The organism is Brevibacillus sp. HB1.1, from assembly GCF_013332445.1.
Classification (GTDB): domain Bacteria; phylum Bacillota; class Bacilli; order Brevibacillales; family Brevibacillaceae; genus Brevibacillus; species Brevibacillus porteri.
On the sequence record NZ_JABMIV010000002.1, the window covers coordinates 434,722 to 452,317 of the forward strand.

Annotated in this window: 13 protein-coding genes; 2 read left to right on the forward strand and 11 right to left on the reverse strand. The window is 48.2% G+C overall.

From position 1 onward, the window contains the following. Positions 1–96: 96 nt before the first annotated feature. The 10 genes from HPY27_RS06870 to HPY27_RS06915 all read right to left on the reverse strand — a co-directional run bounded on the left by HPY27_RS06870 (position 97) and on the right by HPY27_RS06915 (position 13,772). Positions 97–1,674, reverse strand: a complete 1,578-nt coding sequence (locus HPY27_RS06870; protein ID WP_174224662.1) for a glutathione ABC transporter substrate-binding protein — start codon at positions 1,672–1,674, stop codon at positions 97–99. A gap of 95 nt (positions 1,675–1,769) precedes the next feature. Further along, entirely contained in the window at positions 1,770–2,741 is a 972-nt protein-coding gene (msrB, locus tag HPY27_RS06875) for a peptide-methionine (R)-S-oxide reductase MsrB (RefSeq protein ID WP_174224663.1), read from the reverse strand. A gap of 174 nt (positions 2,742–2,915) precedes the next feature. After that, a complete protein-coding gene (locus HPY27_RS06880) occupies positions 2,916–4,295 on the reverse strand; it encodes a M20/M25/M40 family metallo-hydrolase (RefSeq protein WP_174224664.1) in 1,380 nt (459 codons plus the stop codon). A 31-nt stretch (positions 4,296–4,326) separates the two neighbouring features. Then, positions 4,327–6,342: a S9 family peptidase gene (locus HPY27_RS06885; protein WP_174224665.1), complete on the reverse strand. Its 2,016-nt coding sequence runs from the start codon at positions 6,340–6,342 to the stop codon at positions 4,327–4,329. Positions 6,343–6,347: 5 nt separating this feature from the next. Then, the gene (locus tag HPY27_RS06890) at positions 6,348–8,150 is read right to left on the reverse strand and encodes a S9 family peptidase (RefSeq protein WP_174224666.1); all 1,803 of its coding nucleotides are present in this window, start codon (positions 8,148–8,150) and stop codon (positions 6,348–6,350) included. An 80-nt stretch (positions 8,151–8,230) separates the two neighbouring features. Then, positions 8,231–9,859, reverse strand: a complete 1,629-nt coding sequence (locus HPY27_RS06895; RefSeq protein WP_017248302.1) for a peptide ABC transporter substrate-binding protein — start codon at positions 9,857–9,859, stop codon at positions 8,231–8,233. Positions 9,860–9,895: 36 nt separating this feature from the next. Next, entirely contained in the window at positions 9,896–10,843 is a 948-nt protein-coding gene (locus HPY27_RS06900) for an ABC transporter ATP-binding protein (protein ID WP_026043062.1), read from the reverse strand. Then, positions 10,844–11,863: an ABC transporter ATP-binding protein gene (locus tag HPY27_RS06905; protein ID WP_026043061.1), complete on the reverse strand. Its 1,020-nt coding sequence runs from the start codon at positions 11,861–11,863 to the stop codon at positions 10,844–10,846. 28 nt (positions 11,864–11,891) lie between these two features. Then, positions 11,892–12,836, reverse strand: a complete 945-nt coding sequence (locus HPY27_RS06910) for an ABC transporter permease (protein WP_174224667.1) — start codon at positions 12,834–12,836, stop codon at positions 11,892–11,894. A gap of 3 nt (positions 12,837–12,839) precedes the next feature. After that, positions 12,840–13,772: an ABC transporter permease gene (locus HPY27_RS06915; protein WP_017248300.1), complete on the reverse strand. Its 933-nt coding sequence runs from the start codon at positions 13,770–13,772 to the stop codon at positions 12,840–12,842. Between the two features lie 397 nt (positions 13,773–14,169). On the opposite strand from HPY27_RS06915, the gene HPY27_RS06920 reads away from it, so the two are divergent. Next, positions 14,170–15,480 carry a helix-turn-helix domain-containing protein gene (locus HPY27_RS06920; RefSeq protein ID WP_174224668.1) on the forward strand — a complete coding sequence of 437 codons (1,311 nt, stop codon included), beginning with the start codon at positions 14,170–14,172 and terminating at the stop codon, positions 15,478–15,480. Positions 15,481–15,610: 130 nt separating this feature from the next. Continuing rightward, a complete protein-coding gene (locus HPY27_RS06925; RefSeq protein WP_174224669.1) occupies positions 15,611–16,552 on the forward strand; it encodes an alpha/beta hydrolase in 942 nt (313 codons plus the stop codon). 99 nt (positions 16,553–16,651) lie between these two features. Here HPY27_RS06925 and HPY27_RS06930 read toward each other — a convergent pair whose 3' ends face one another. After that, the gene (locus HPY27_RS06930; RefSeq protein ID WP_173621692.1) at positions 16,652–17,539 is read right to left on the reverse strand and encodes a DMT family transporter; all 888 of its coding nucleotides are present in this window, start codon (positions 17,537–17,539) and stop codon (positions 16,652–16,654) included. Positions 17,540–17,596: the final 57 nt, after the last annotated feature.

The following is a 17,596-nucleotide window of genomic DNA, read 5'->3' on the forward strand; positions in this document are numbered from 1 at the left end:
TGTAACGTTCCTTTCGTTTTGGAGCTGATCCAATTATGTAGGTAATAAAAGTACGTACTTATTATGACATAATTGACCGGCGTTTCGTTACATGTTTTATCGAGAAATCACGACCTGATCGATATTCAGGTAACCCGCTGGACTGATGGAGAAGCCCTGAATATGGTTGCTAATCACAGCTAAATTCTCCAGATTGCGAATCGGCACGACCAAAGCATCTTGCAGCTCCACTTCTTGTGCTTTTGCGTAGATGGCGAGTCTTTTGGCAGGATCTGTTTCGATACGACCAGCCTCGATGAGACGATCCAGCTCGGGATTGCTGTATTGAAAACTGTTGCCAGCCCCGCCACCCGATGTATGAAATAAATTGTACTGATTGTAGTCGGCATCCCCGGTTGCATTTGCCCAGCCACTGACAAAAATCTCATGATCCTTCGTTTTCTCAATGGTTCGGACAAACTCATCGTAGCTGACGACTTTTAGCTCCGCGTCGATACCGATCCCTTTTAATTGCGACCGTATCACTTGGGCAACCAAGATTCGGTCCCGTCTGTTGTAGGTAATCATTTGAATAGGAAAACCATCTGGATAGCCCGCCTCTGCGAGCAAACGACGCGCTTGGTTGATGTCGTACGGGTAGCTTTTCACAGTCGGACTGTAGCCAAACACATGCGGTCCAATCGGTGAGTTCGCCTTGGTTCCCACATTGTTATACACCCCTTTAATGATCGCTCCCGTCTCGATCGCCATACTGATGGCTTTCCTCACACGGATATCATTCAGTGGTGGACGTGAAACATTAAACCCCATAAACTCCGTCCCGAGCGCATCACTGCGGTACACCCGCATCTGGTTGGACGCTTGAATCCGATCCAGCTCCATGACAGGGATGGACTCTGCAATATGTGCTTCTCCATTCTCGACCATCGCAATGCGAGCCGCATCATCCGGAACAACCTTGAAGAAGACTTGATCAAGCGTAGCAGCCTCGCCCCAATAGGACTGGTTTTTGCTCAACGTAATTTGACTGCCAGGCTCCCATGATTGGAACTGATAAGGGCCAGTACCAACCGGGTGATGCGATAACTCCCGTCCGTATTTATCGATCGCAGTAGGGCTGATGATGCTCCCCTCATGACTGGCCAAAATAGAAAGCAAAGGCGCAAATGGCTTATGAAGGATGAATTGCACTCTGTACGGATCGATGACCCTTACCTGCTTTACTTTTTCGAACATGGCTGCCCGAGGAGAAGCCACCGCTGGATCTAATACACGATCAAATGTTTTCTTGACCGCCTGTGCATGAAAGGGAGTCCCATCGTGAAAAACAACACCTTGACGGAGAGTAAACTCCCAAGTAAGATCGTCGATTTGTTTCCATGACGTTGCCAGCTGTGGCTGAATGTTCATGTTCCGATCTCGTTTGACGAGCCCTTCATACACTTTTCCTTGGACGACACTCGCCTCATTAATCGTCAAAATAAAATGGGGATCGAGATTTGCGGCATCCGACATACGTGCAATGATTAACGTCCCACCCTCAACAACGTTTTGGGGTGTCGGTACGATTTGGTTGCTGTGAGGCGGCTCCTGACCGAAGGAACAGCCTGCTATAGCTATGATTGCTGCGAGTAACAGTCCAATTAGTCTGTGAAAGGATATCTGCGTGTACATTGGACCCTCCCTGCATGCTCTTATGTTTGCCTAGTTGTATGTTTAGCAAAAAGACCGCCTTCTCCCATGTTTCCCAGAGAGTAGCGGTCCACGCACTATTCTTTTTCAAATAATCGCTGAAACTCCCCGAAGCCTTCTTCCTCCAAACGATCCTTCGGAATGAAGCGCAAGGCGGCTGAATTGATGCAGTAGCGCAATCCATTTTCTCCAGGACCGTCCTCGAAAACGTGGCCGAGATGAGAATCTGCATCTTTGCTGCGAACCTCTGTACGAATCATATTATGTGTCAAATCCACATGCTCGGTTACGTTTTCCTCTTGCAATGGCTGGGTAAAGGATGGCCACCCGCAGCCGGAATCGAACTTGTCCAAAGAACTGAACAAAGGCTCGTTGGAGACGATATCTACGTAGATGCCCTCTTCCTTATGATCCCAGAATTCGTTCGTAAATGGACGTTCTGTCCCGTTATTTTGCGTCACCTCGTACTGGAGCGGGGTCAAGGTTTTTTTCAATTCTTCTTGCTTCGCACGGTCTCGCCAGGCTTCCTTGGTGAATTTCGCTCTGCCTGATGCCGCCCGATAGTATTGGTAGCGAACCGAATTTTTCTTATAGTAGTCCTGATGATATTCCTCCGCCGGATAGAACGGCTTGGCTGGCAAAATCAGCGTTGCAATGGGCTTTTGGAAACGACCGCTCGCATCCAGCTCTTGCTTGGATTTCAACGAAAGCCTTTCTTGCTCTTCATTATGATAGAAGATCGCTGGCGCATACGATTGACCTCGATCACCGAATTGACCACCAGCGTCAGTCGGGTCGATTTGTCTCCAAAACATTTGCAGCAATTCCTCGTATGTGATGAGCGACGGATCATATGTGATTTGGACCGCTTCATAGTGTCCCGTCGTATCAGAGCATACCTGTTCATAGGTTGGGTTTTCGACATGACCGCCTGTATAGCCGGAGACGACTTTTTCAATGCCTGGCATCTTGTCAAACGGACTGACCATGCACCAGAAGCACCCGCCTGCAAAGGTTGCGATTTCGAATGGATGTGTATCGCTGTTCACGCATTTCGCCTCCTGTAAATGTATGTACATTATCATTTACGATTGTACATGGTTTGCAAAAGCAAAGTCCACTCTGGAAGTGCTGCGAGAGGGTTCCAAATAGGAAAGGAGACCTTTTCACTTGAAAGGTCCCCTTTTCGCTATAGAATTGCCTGATTCTTCACTCGTATGTCGCTACTCTGACAGCGCTTTGGCAAATCCAGAGAGCATGACAACCATATGGGCAATTCCTTCCTCGAAGTCTTTCAAACGGATGGATTCGTTCGGTGCATGTACTTTGCAGCCAACCCAGCCTACTCCTGTACTAACAACAGGAAGCTTCAGCTGTTCACCGAAAATATACATCGGCCCCGTGCCTGCCGCGTTTGGAGAAAGCACTGGTTCATGTTCGTAAATGACGCGAGCCGAATCCAGCACGTGAGCAACAAATGGATGGTGGAAATCGGAACGGTACGCTTTTTGTCCGTTAATCATGCTGACGGTAATATCCGTAAAACCATGCTTCTCCAAATGGTTCTCGATGCAATTCATGATGTGCTGTGGATCTTGTCCTGGGACAAGGCGGCAATCCAACTTGGCCTTCGCGCTTTTCGGCAGTACCGTTTTCGCACCCTCTCCTGTATAGCCGCTATCCAGACCACAAATGGTCATAGTTGGGTGGAAAACCATGGCTTCTCGTGGGTCCACGTTGTTTGCTGCGGTAATCAGTGGGCGTTTCAAACCGTATAGCGCTGCTGTCGCTTCTTCACTGAACGGCAATTCGGAAACGACTTTCTTTTCATCCGCTGTCGGTTCCTCGATCCCGTCAAAGAAGCCTTCGACCAAAATCTCGTTTTGCTGATTTTTCATCGTCGCCAATGCCTGGACCAAGCGCCATGCTGCATTGTCTACATACGCACCGACAGAGGAATGCATGTCGATCTCTGCCCCAACGCATGTCAGCTCAAGGTACGCCATTCCTTTGATCCCGGCAACCATGCTGATTCGCTCATTTTCGTCCTTTCCACCGAATTCCCAAATGCAGGCATCCGCCTGGAAAAGATCCTTGTACTCTCGAAGATATGGCTCCAGATTCGGGCTGCCGATCTCTTCTTCTCCTTCGATCAGGAACTTGATGTTGCAAGGCAAACCGCCCGCTTGCTGCTGCAAAATGTGAATCGCCGTCAGACGCGCAACGAGGTCACCTTTATTGTCAGCAGCCCCACGCGCATACAGCTTTCCATCGATGATCGTAGGGTCAAATGGCTCCGTGTTCCACTCATGAAACGGCTCAGGTGGTTGAACATCGTAGTGATCGTAAAACAGAATCGTTTTGCTGGCGTCTCCTTCACTGCCTGCTGCAAAAGACGCATACAGGACTGGATTGCCGCCAAGATTGTCGAGTACCTTTGTCTCTCCGCCAACCTCATGAATCATCTTGACCACGTATTCAACCGTCTCTGGGATGGCCTTATGCTGTGCGGATACGGTAGGAAAACGCAAATATTGCTTCAGCTTCTCGATTGCCTGTGGCAAATTTTCTTGCACGATACCTATCACTTGTTCTTTGTTCACGATCAGGCACCTCCTATTGGCATTTAGCTGCCTATTCCACTTTCTCTTTTTGGTGTACAACCAAATAGCTGTCAAACCAATCCGTCGTATATTGCAGTCTCAACACGCGTTGTTCAGGATCACCACTGCGGGATAGCTCATGACTGGCTCCCGGGAAACGGACAAATGACACCGGGGCCTTGCCTTGATGCTTCAACGTTACATAAAGCTGCTCGGCCTGTTCGATTGGGCAACGGTAGTCATGTTCCCCATGCATGATCAGCAGTGGCGTCTCGATGTTCTCTACCAAGCGAATCGGTGAATGCTGCCACATTTTTTCCGGATTCGTGAATGGATTTGCCTGAATCTCTTCGGCAGTGAAGTAATAACCGATATCACTGACACCGTAAAAGCTTACCCAGTTGCAAATACTCCGATCTGTTACACCCGCTTTGAATCGATTGGTTTTACCGACGATCCAGTTCGTCATGAAGCCACCATAGCTGCCACCTGCGACACCCAAGCGGTCCTCATCGACAAAATCGAAATGATCGCATGCATATTGCACGGCCGTCATCAAATCGCGATAATCGTTCCCTCCATAGTCTCCGCAGCACGCCTGAACAAAACGCTCTCCGTAGCCAAAGCTCCCTCTCGGATTTGTATAGAGTACGGCGTAGCCTTTTGCAGCGAGCAGCTGGAACTCATGGAAAAACGTATTTCCGTACATAGAGTGAGGCCCGCCATGAATTTGCAGAACCATCGGATATTTTTTTCCTTCTTCAAAACCGACAGGCTTAAGCATCCAACCGTGCAGCTTCCAGCCATCCATCGCGACAAACTCCATTTCTTCAGGAACAGGGAGCTCGATGCCTGCAAATAGCTCTTCGTTCAGTGCTGTCAAACGTTTTTCTTCGCCGTCTTTCAGACTTACTTGATACAAGTCTCCGGGCGTAAACGGATCACTGATGGCAGCAACCACCGCTTGTTCGTTTTCATGCAGCGAAAAGCCGTAAATATTCCGGTTGCCCGTTACAACACTCGTGACTTGTCCGTCCAGCGTTACGTGATAAATGCCAGAATTTCCTCGTTCGCTGGCGATGAAATACATGCCTCCTCCGTCCGCTGTCCATACAGCCCCTGGATTCGGGTGACCTGGCGAGCGCATGTCTCCGATGGTGGAATCGCCAACCTGAACGTCCCAATCCGCTGTGATGCAAGTATAGTCGCCCTTTTCCAAATCATATACCCAGATGCGCTTCTGTGCTGCGTACAAATGCGTGTCCAATTCACTTCCGATATACGCTAGCTTGTTCCCATCATGTGACCAGGTTGGATAGGCAAAAATCCCTTTGCTGTTGGTCAGCTTTTTCCATTCTCCCCCTTCAGAAGGGATGAGAAAAACGTCAACACTATGCTGAAAATCAGGGTCTTCTGCTCGGTTCGCCGTAATGGCGAGCCATTTTCCGTCCGGCGACCAGGAGCCAAACGTATGATTGTACGGGCCATCGCTGAGTGGAGTAACCTCGCCTGTTTCTACATGAACAATGGCCAGCTGCTTGTTTTTCTCGTAAATGAACCCGAGATCATCGGATTTGTACTTCATTCTTCCGACATGAATGGCTTTGGCCTTTTCTTTTTCCTCGGTTCCCTCGAGGTCTGCGAATGTTTCACCCTCATCCAAGATCGACGAGAAGACAATATATGTGCCGTCAGGTGACCAAGTCGGATTGCTGACGCCGTTTTTGCAACGCGTGAGCTGCCTTGCTTCTCCTCCCTTTGCATCGATCAGCCAAATCTGTGGTTTTCCAGATCGATTCGAAACAAAGCTAATCTTTGAACCATCCGGCGACCAGCGTGGGAAGGTATCGCGGGAGCCAGACGTCAGGGGCTGTGGATCATCTGCATCCAATTTGCGTAAAACCAAGTGATTTTGGTAAGCGGGGGATTCATCGATGAGATTTTCCACATAGGCAAGCGTTTTTCCGTCTGGTGATAGCTGTGGATCGCTCGCGTACCGCATTTGATACAAATCTTCAGCCGTTATGCCTCTTTTTACTTGCGTCATCCTAATCACTCCTCGATTTTATTGGTGGATGCCAGTTGCTCCAAAAAGAACTGGGAAATTTTTTGATTCAACGTGATGTGATTGTCCAGCTTTTCGGTAAAGTGGCCTTCATCCTCAAAAATGTGCAAATCGACTTCTTGTCCCCTGCCTCTCATGTCTGCTACGAGCTGCTCTGCTTCGCTGACAGGAACACGCGTATCATTGCGCCCGTGGAATACGAGAAGCGGAGCCGAGATCTTATGGGAATGATTCAAAGGAGCAATTTCTTCAAAAAAGTCATCGTCTTCGCCGAGGAACCCGTACTCCACCTCACGCAATCTCCGTCTCCATGCCCCGGTGTTCTCCAGAAAGGTTTTGAAGTGGGAAATCCCCACAATATCAACACCTGCGGCCCACAGGTCAGGGTAATGCGTGAGTGCCGCCAGTGTCATGAAGCCTCCGTAACTGCGACCCATGATGCCGATCGCCTTCGGGTCAACGCTTGGGCGATTGCCTAAATCTTTGACCAGCCAAGCCAAATCGGCTACAGAATCCATCCGCTTGCGGCGATCATCGAGCTGGACATATTCCCGACCGTAACCCATGCTGCCGCGAACATTCGGTGCTACCACCGTAAAGCCTTCGTTCGCCAAAAACTGAAAAACGGGATGATACTCCGGTCGAATTTGGCTCTCTGGCCCGCCATGGACGTAGACGACGACTGGTTTTATCTCTGCATCATTAGCTGTATCTTTGGCATAGAGGAAATACGGTACTTCCAAGCCATCAAAAGAGGGAAAGCTGCACAATTTGGGCTCGATGAGTTTATCTTCCAGCGCATCGGATTGACCAATGTTCGTCACACGTCTGCTGGTTTGCTCCGAAATGGTATACGTCCAGATGTCGCCTGGAAGTGTAGGACTTTTCAGTGTATAGGCGAGCTGATCATCACTCACCCACGCCAAGGAAGAGATCACTCCATGTGGTGCTTCCTCCACCCGCTCCCAGCGTTGCTCTGTCAAAGAATAGAGAGCAAGAACGGAGTAGCCTCCTTCATTGATCGTGAAGGCAAGTCGCTTCTCATCTGGAGATAATTTGACCTCCTCAATGTCCCATTTCGCATCGTGCACCAGTTTGTTCAGCTCTCCTGTATGCAGTGAAAAGCGGCACAACGCTTTTGTGTTTTCATCGCGGTCGGTTACGAGATATCCCGTTTGGCCGTCTTTTGACAGTACCAAGGAATGATAGCGCGCATGTTTGCTGCAAATGGCGAGCTTTTGTGCTTCCTTCGTTTGCAGATTCAACACATACAGACAATTGTCAATGTTGGTCTCCTGTACGCTGAAAATGAGTCCTGTCCCGTCTGGCAGCCAGCCGATTGGATCTGTGCGCCCATCAGAGCGGAAGACTTCCTCATACGCACCACTCTCGACATCCTGTACAAAAATATCGAAGCTGCGCGGATTGCGACGATTGCTGGACCACGCGATCTTTTGCCCACACGGAGACCAGCCTCCTAAATAGTGAAAATAATCGGGAGCGTCTGTCAGCGGCTTCACAACCGCACCATTTTCCGTTAGCAAAAAAAATTGTTGCCGCTCGTCTCCCTTGTTGTCCATCCCCACAATCGTTTTCGTTCCGCACGGGGAATGGTCAACAGCTACCACACGATCAGGCAAAAAGGTCACTTGCTCCGAGCGGTTGGAATCTTCATTCCAGCGCCACAACTGCGCGATACCTGTCTGTTTCGTTAAAAAGGTAATCTCTCTACGCTGCGGTACCACCTTCAATTGATACGCGGATTTCACTTGCAGATAGTCCAAAATCAAGAGAAATCATCCTTTCCTCTTTTGCTAGATGTATATTGGAGTATGTAAAGAGAAAAAAGAGGAGAAGCTCCTCTTTTTTTCTATTTTTTGGTTGCCCAGCGAGCGCTCGGGAACGCGTTGACTGGGAAAGTGAGACCTTCTACATTCGGTTTCACCAAATAGTTTTGCTGGTAGTGGTAGACTGGAATGAACGGCATGTCATCCATCAAAATGGCTTCTGCCTGATGAAGCAGTTCCATACGCTTGTTCGGATCTTGCTCAACTTTTGCCGCCATATTCAACTGATCATACTCTTTGTTTACCCAACCAGTACGGTTGTTCGGACTTTCACCCAAATAGTAGTCCAGGTTAAATGCAGGATCGTTGATTTGACCTACCCAGCCCATACGGCCCATTTGGTAGTTCTTTTGTTTCGTTGTATCCAGGTACACTTTCCACTCTTGGTTTGTCATTTTCACTTCTACGCCCAAGTTTTTCTTGAGCATTTCTTGGATCGCTTGCGCTATTTTCTTGTGGCTTTCATCGGTGTTGTACATCAGCGTAACGTCTGGCAGTGTGGACCAGCCTTCTTCTTGCATACCTTCAGCCAGCAACTTCTTCGCTGCTTCGTAATCTTCTTTGAAGTAATCTCCGCCTTCTTCTCGGAAGTCTTTTCCGTTTGGTTGCATCGCACCACGCGGAACCATGGAGTAAGCTGGTGTCTCTCCACCTTGGCTCACCATTTCGGACAGGGCTTTACGATCAAGCGACATGGCGAAAGCTTTGCGGACCTTTTTATTCGTAAACGGTTCTTTCGTTACGTTAAACATGTACATGTACGTACCATAGTAAGGAACGGATTTGAAATCTGGGCTCGCTTTTTCTTGCGCGAGGATGTCAGACGGCATCTCTTTGTTGAAGTCGAGCTCACCACTCTTGTACATCTGATAAGCAGTCGTGGCGTCATTCACCATTTTCCAGGTGATCTTATCCATTTTTACGTCAGCCTTGTTCCAATAATGCTCGTTCTTTTCTACCACGAGCTCGGAGTCATGCTTCCACGAAACAAGCTTGTAAGCACCGTTGGAGATGTAGGTATCCGCATTTGCTGCCCATTTTGGATTGGCTTCCGCCTGCTTCTTGTTGATCGGGTGCCAGTAACGGGTAGCCAGCATTTTGTCAAAGTATGAAGTAGGTGCAACCAGCTCGATTTCGAGCGTTTTTGCATCCACAGCCTTGATCCCTACATCTTCTGCTTTTCCTGTGCCCTTGTTGTATGCCTCTGCTCCTTTAATGTAATAGAGGAGGTAAGCCGTAGTCGAAGCAGTTGCCGGATCAAGGTGTTTCATGTACGTAAAGGCATAATCCTCGGCTGTCACTGGCTCGCCGTTGGTCCATTTCACATCATCGCGCAAAATGAATGTATACTTCAGCTTGTCATCCGACAGCTTCACTTCCTTGGCTTGTCCCAGGATCGGATTGCCGTCCTTATCCTTGGTGTACAAGCCTTCGCCCAAGTGATCCATGATCCAGAAGGACGTGGTATCCGTCGAGGTGAGCGGGTTCAAGTCTGGTGGCTCAGACTTGGCATTGAACACAACTTCTTGTTTGGCAGCAGCGCCTGGAGTAGTGGTACCTCCAGTCGATGCTGACTCGCCGCTACCGCCGCAACCAGCTAGAGCCGGAATGACGAGCGAGAGCGACAGGGCAAAGGCAGCTAATTTCTTCACGTTGTTTCCCCCTATATATTAAGATAGAAAATCGAACTACTGATAGAGATGACAAGCAACCCAATGGTTCGGTGCGGCTTCCTGCCATTGCGGAATCTGTGCCGCGCATTGCTCCATGGCCTTCGGGCATCTTGTTCGGAAAACACAACCGCTTGGCGCGTTGGCAGGACTCGGCAAATCGCCCTGCAAAATGATGCGCTCCCGCTTGATCGTCGGATCAGGAATCGGAATCGAGGACAACAATGCTTGTGTATATGGATGAAGTGGCTTTGCATACAGCTCGAAGCTGTTTGCCATTTCTACCATTTTGCCGAGGTACATTACTCCGATTCGAGTGGAAATGTGCTTCACCATGGACAGATCGTGGGCGATAAACAAGTAAGTCAGCCCCCTGTCCTGTTGCAAGTCTTCTAATAGATTCACGACCTGCGCTTGAATCGACACATCAAGCGCCGAAATCGGTTCATCCGCGATGATAAATTCCGGTTCAACCGCAAGTGCTCGGGCAATCCCGATCCGCTGTCTTTGGCCTCCGCTGAATTCATGAGGGAATCGGTTCGCATGTTCCTTAGACAAACCAACCAGCTCCAGCAATTCTTTGACCCGATCCGCTCTTGCACCACGGGACAAGCCGTGAATATCCAAGCCCTCCGCAATAATGTCCATGACAGTCATGCGCGGATTCAGACTTGCTTGCGGGTCTTGAAAAATCATTTGGACGTCACGGTGGAACTGCTCTGCATCTTTCCCTTTTAGACGGTGTGCATTTTTGCCTTTGAACAAAACTTCTCCATCTGTATTTTCATAGAGGCGAATCATCGTTCTGCCCAACGTCGACTTACCGCAACCGCTCTCTCCGACAAGCCCGAGCGTCTCGCCGCGATTAATGGTGAAGGTCACGCCGTCGACTGCCTTTAGCGTAATCCCATTGCCGATCTCAAAATGCTTTTTTAGATTTTTGACTTCAACCAACGCTTGGCTCATCTACGTCTGCCTCCCTGCTGCCACCAATTCTTCCAGCTTCGGTGCCCGTGGATCATGTAGCCAACATGCAGCTTGGTGACCCTCGGTGAATGTGGAAGCGTCCGGCATTTGCTGCTCGCATATTTCCATCGCAAACTGACAGCGCGGAGCGAACGGACAACCTTTTGGCGGGTGGAATAAATCTGGCGGCGTTCCCTCAATCGGTACCAGTCGTTCCTTTTCCACACCATCGATCCGCGGCAGAGAGCGCATCAAGCCCCATGTGTACGGATGCTTCGGATTTGCGAAAATATCCTCTACCTTGCCTGTTTCCACCACAATTCCTGCATACATAACCACGGCCCGGTGCGCGATTTCGGCTACGACACCCAAGTCATGTGTAATCATCACGATGGAGAGCTGCTGCTTTTCCTGTAATTCTCGGAGCAAGTCCAAGATTTGTGCTTGAATCGTTACATCCAATGCTGTCGTCGGTTCATCTGCAATGACGAGCTTTGGATTATTGGCGAGTGCAATCGCGATGACGACACGTTGCCGCATTCCCCCGGAAAACTCATGCGGGTATTGATCGACACGTTTTTCCGGATCGGGGATACCGACCAGTCGAAGCATCTCCATCGCTTTTTTACGCGCCTCTTCTTTGCTGACCTGATGGGTACGAACAAATCCCTCTACAATCTGAGCGCCGACCTTCATCGTCGGGTTCAGTGCTGTCATCGGGTCTTGGAAGACCATCCCGATCTCAGCTCCACGAACCGAAAGCAATTCCTTCTTGTTCATCCCCGTGATGACTTTTCCGTCAAAACGAATCTGACCATCCACGATTCTTCCCGGCGGGTTCGGGATCAAGCCCATGATCGCTTGGGCGGTTACACTCTTCCCACAGCCGCTCTCTCCTACTACCGCAAGCGTCTCGCCACGATCAACATGAAAGGTAACTCCCCGTACAGCCTGTACCTCTCCACCGTACGTTTTGAAATGTACGCGGAGGTTTTCTACTTGTAGCAAATGATCCGCCATGTCTGATCCTCCTATCTTCGTGGCGAGGTTACTCGCGAATTCTTGGGTCCAATGCGTCCTGCAAGCCATCACCGAAGACATTGAAGGCAAACATCGTCAAAGAAATCATCAGGGCCGGGAAGAAAAGTCTCCACCAATCCCCTGTCAAAATGACGCCGAGTGCGTCGTTAGTCATCGTGCCCCAGCTAGCGATTGGTGCTTGCACACCCAACCCCAAAAAGCTGAGGAAAGATTCTGCAAATATCGCCGACGGAATGGTAAACGTCAAGTTCACGATGATGACTCCGATCGTGTTCGGAATCAGGTGGCGTAACAGAATGCGAGGGAATTTGGCACCCAGCACTTGCGCAGCCATGATGAACTCCTGGTTTTTCAATTGCAGGATTTGTCCCCGAACGAGACGAGCCATCCCTACCCAACCGGTTGCAGATAACGCGATGATGATGGTAATAATTCCAGGCTCCATGACAACCATCAGCATGATCACCACGAGCAGGTACGGCAGTCCGTACAAGACCTCGATCAATCGCATGATGATGGTATCGATTCGGTCTCCCTTTTTGCCTCGACCGGCCATGTATCCAGCAATACCACCGACAGTCACTCCGATGACCAAATCAATTAACGCTGCCGATATTCCGATAATCAGTGAAATCCGCGCTCCGTACCATGTCCGTGAAAACATGTCACGACCCAGCTCATCTGTTCCGAACCAATGCTCGCTCGAAATTTCCTGATTCGCATTCAAGAGACTCTGATCGGAATAGCTGTACGGAACGAGATGTGGTCCAATGATCGCCATGGCAATCAGAAAAACAATCAGGGTAAAACCCACCATTGCCAGCTTGTTTCTGACGAGCTTTCTCGTAACTTGTTGAAAATGAGTCAGGCTCGGTCGCATCTGGGCGATCTGTCCATCTGATTTTTGAGCTCTAGGTCGAAACAACTCATTTACCGATTGATCTACCGCCATTGGCTACCTCCCCCTACTCGATAGTTTGATTCGTGGATCGATGAACATATAGGCCAGATCAATCAAGAAGATAATGAGCACCAAGATGGCACTGTAGAATACTGTCGTTCCCAGAATAACGGGATAATCTCGATTGAAGATGCCATCGACGAAGTACTTGCCGATCCCTGGTACCGCAAAAATCTTTTCGACGACGAACGTTCCAGTTAACAACCCCGCGATAAGCGGTCCCATAAACGTGACGATCGGCAAAATAGCGTTGCGAATTCCATGCTTGATCACTATCAGAAAAGTCGGAATTCCTTTCGCCTCAGCGGTCCGTATATAGTTCTGGTTCATCACGTCGATCATGCTGGTACGCATATAGCGTGTAATGATCGCTAATGGTCCAAAAGCAAGTGCGAGTGAAGGCAGAACCGAGTGTTTCCAGCTGGTAAGCGTAGCTACTGGGAATAACGGCAATTTGATTGCCAAGTAATTAATGAGCAATGGCGCCATGATGAAGCTGGGTACAGCAATTCCTAATACGGCCATGACCATTGCCGTATAATCAATCCAGGTATTTCGGTTTAATGCCGCAATTGTTCCGAATAAAAGTCCGAAAAAAAGCGCAACCGCTATCGCCTGCAAACCGATCAGTGCAGATGCTCCGAAGCCATCTTTGATCATATCATTGACACCGCGTGTCTCCGACTTAATAGAAGGTCCTAAATCGAGCATGACCAAACTTTTTAGATAAAGTAAATACTGCATCGGAAGCGGTTCATCCAGATTGTATTTCGCACGCAGATTCAACAAAATTTGCTCGGGCAACTGATCTGACTCTGACGCGAATGGATCACCAGGGATCATGTGCATCAGGCTAAAAGTCAACGTTACAATAATCCACAAGGTGAGTACCATCATCAGAATTCTTTTAAGTAAATAACGCGACATCTATACGACCCCCTAGTCCAGACTTGCAAAAAGATTAAGAAAATTCAATGCGCCCTCCTTTTGAACAACCTCTTTAACGGAAATTGACCTAAAACATTCCTTAATTCAACAATATAGTGCCGTAATTATTTAATGTCAATTCTGATTTTTTTATTTTTTGCATCGATTCATAAAGGAATTTGCCGAAAGTTGTCAAATATACAACCATTAATACGGAATTTTTCCCTAAAACATCCCTATTTACAGCTTCGTGGTCGCTACAGCTCGCTTGCCCATCCGATGGGTTATATTCTATATATATAAGAAAGACTGGCATACTAAAATGCCGAAAAAAGGATGGCTCTCCTTCCTAACGAACTGTTTATCCCGTAGTTTAACTTTTTTGGAGGACATTTTGATGATAAAAGTTGGCATAGTCGGTCCAAAAGATTCAGTAGATGCAATGGTAGCTGTGGGACGTGAGTTTTCCGATCACATCCTGCTCACCTCCTTTATTTATCAAGGAGTGGAACAAGTACCTACCTATGTAGCCGAAAATGATATGGAAACAGACATCTGGTTCTTCTCTGGAGTCGCCCCCTATTCGATGGCAAAAGCGCATATTGGCAAGAAAAAATCCTTTTATCCACAAGTCAATTCAAGTGTCCTGACCAAAGTATTGCTCGAATTGGTATACCGTGATGGCTTTTCTTTAGATCGCGTGAGCTTCGATACCATTTCGGAAGCACATTTTCGTGAGACTTTAGAGGAATTGGGCCTGCACTGTGAGAATCCATACCTAATGCCATATAAAGAATTCAGACAGAGATCTGAATTGGTAGCCTATCACACCCGCCTTATTCAGGAACGCAAGGTAGACGCTTGTGTCACGGGAACGCTTTTCGTCACCGAGGAATTAAAACGACAAGGAATCAGAGTATACCGAATGGGCTTCACGCGCTTCATATTTCGAGAGATTTTCAAGCAAATTTTGCAGGAGGGCGAAACGCTCCATTTCAAGCGCTCCCAAATTGCTGTTCAATTGATTGAGGTAACCGACATGGAAAAGCTCGAAAATGAACCTGCAAACGCCTACGAACTACGCCGCCTCGACCTGAAGCTACAGGAGCTAGTGCTGGATTACACGGAGTCGATATCAGGCAGTTTCGTCGCCGTTGGCAATTCCAAGTTCATCATTTTTTCCACCCGGGGTTCATTCGAAGAAAATCCAGAATTTCACCCCACGATCCTTTTGGAAAAAATCAAGCTGCTCACCAATTCGCATGCCAATATGGGAATCGGCTTTGGTGTCACAGCATTATCTGCTGAGCGCAATGCACAGCTCGCTCTCGGCCATGCAAAAAACCATAGAGATGCCGCCATTCTTGTCGACCATGACGGTTCGATTGAAGGACCACTGCGTCAAACGAACAGCATCACCTACGAATATTGGACACAGGACAAGGAAATCAGTGAAAATCTGAAAAAAGCCGGTGTCAGTATTACGACGTTTAACAAAATCATTTCCGTTCAAAAAGCGTTGGGGCAAAAATATATCAGTGCCTCGATGATCGCAGAATGGATGGGCATGACCCCTCGCAATGCGCGAAGAATACTAAGTGATTTAGCAGAACACAACATCATCGAGCTCATTGGGGAAGAAACGCCAACGAATCGAGGGCGCCCACGGAAGATTTATCGTATACTCCCCTCCCCACAAACCACTTAATTGTTTCTCCATGAGAAAAGCGTAAGCTTGTGATTTCCAGAAAACTTCTTTTGTGGATCATTGCTTACGCTTTTTTCTTGCGCTGTTTCTGTAAACCATCCAAATATCATACGAATTGGGGGTCATACACATGCCGGTTCATCCACAGATTCAACAAATATTAGATGTCTTCAACCGCTCACGCAATGATGTTGATTTCAGCCAATTGACACCACAGATTATGCGAATGGCGACTGATCAAAATCGAGACTCAGGCGTAGAACCTGAACAGGTAAAAAAGGTTGAGAATCTTTCGCTTCCCTTAGAAGGCCGTTCTATTCCGATTCGCATCTACACACCAGAAGGTCATGCACCCTTCCCTGCACTCGTGTACTATCATGGGGGCGGATTCGTGATCGGTAATCTCGAAACAGTAGACTCGGTATGTCGCAGCTTCGCAAATAACGCAAAATGTGTGGTCATTTCTATCGATTATCGGCTCGCTCCTGAGCATCCTTTTCCTGAAGGATTGGAAGATGCCTATGATTCTCTCCTCTATATTTCAGAGCATGCCGATCAGTTTGGCATTGACCCATCGCGGATTGCCGTAGGCGGAGATAGTGCAGGAGGTAATTTTGCAGCAGTAGTGAGTCTCATGGCGAAAGAACGTCAGGCCCCGTCTATCGTTTTTCAATTATTAATAAATCCAGCCGTAGGAATTGTGGACACCGATCTCTATCCATCCATGCAGGAAAATGCGAGTGGCTATTTGCTAGATGTGAAATTGTTGAATTGGTTCCTCGGTCACTATATACCTCCGACTGCCGATAGACAAAATCCATATCTTGATCCGATCAACGGAGCCGATTTCACTGGTCTGCCTCCTGCCATGGTGATTACAGCCGAATACGACCCTTTGCGAGATGGCGGAAAAGCGTTTGCAGACAAGCTACGTGAAAGCGGTGTCGATGTCATCTATCGAAATGAACAAGGCATGATCCATTCCTTCACTGGATTCCATACGTTTATCAAGCAAGCTCAAGAATCGCTGGATGAGATGTCGGCACAATTGCGAAAAGCTTTCAAAATGTAGGTCATATTGGATAAAAAAAGCGTAAGCATTGATTCGGGCAACTCTCACTTCCGAATCGAAGCCTACGCTTTCCTTTTCATCTTTTACAAGCAGTATGCTCTATACCGTCTTCGATGGCTGAACAGATTGTTTCTTTTGAACACTGGCAACAATCACACCCACGACAATCAACAAGGAGCCTCCCACTTGAATCGACGTTACCTGGGAACCAAGCAGTAAAAACCCGACCAGCATCGCTACAAAGGGCTGCAAGTTAAGAAAAATAGCTGCTTTACCCGTCCCTACCACTTTTAATTGTTGATTCCAGACGATTCCACATATTCCTTGCATCAGGATCGCGGTCAAAATGAGCATCGCCCATGCCCACACTTCGTGGCTGATCTGCGCCCCTGGCTCGATCGTCAACAGCGCCGCTGGAGTCAAAAACAAAGTGCCAACTGTCGTCGAGTACACGGTGGCAATAAACGGCTGCATGGTTTGCGTCAGTTTGCGAATGATGATCATGGAAGACGAGAATGTGACCATGGCAATCACAATGAGTAAGACTCCTTTGGAAATGGAGAGTCCTGCCCCAATTCCGACTACGAAGAATGTTCCCAATAGAGCCAAGCCAGACCCAAGCTTCATACGCAAGGTAAACTGTTCCTTCAAAAACAATGAAGCCAGCACTGCAGTGACGATCGGCGCCAAGGAAAGAATCAGCGATGCCGTTGTCGCATCTGTCGTCAAGAGCCCATTGAAATACGCCGTTTGATTCGCCAGCGTTCCGATCAAGCCAAGCAAGACAAGAAGTCCTAGCTCACGAGCAGTGATTTTTACGAATTTTTTGGTCAGCCACGCGTAAATGATCAGAAACATAGACGTGAAAAGCAAGCGTACATCTGCCAAAAACAGTGGCGGAAACTCTTTGACCAACATGCTTCCGAACACAAAATTACTGCCCCACAGCGTCACACAAAAAAGCAATAGCAAGTACGACCGAATCATGATTGTTCCTTCTTTCACCCGATGCATTATTCTTCCGTTAGCTATCGTACAGGAGAG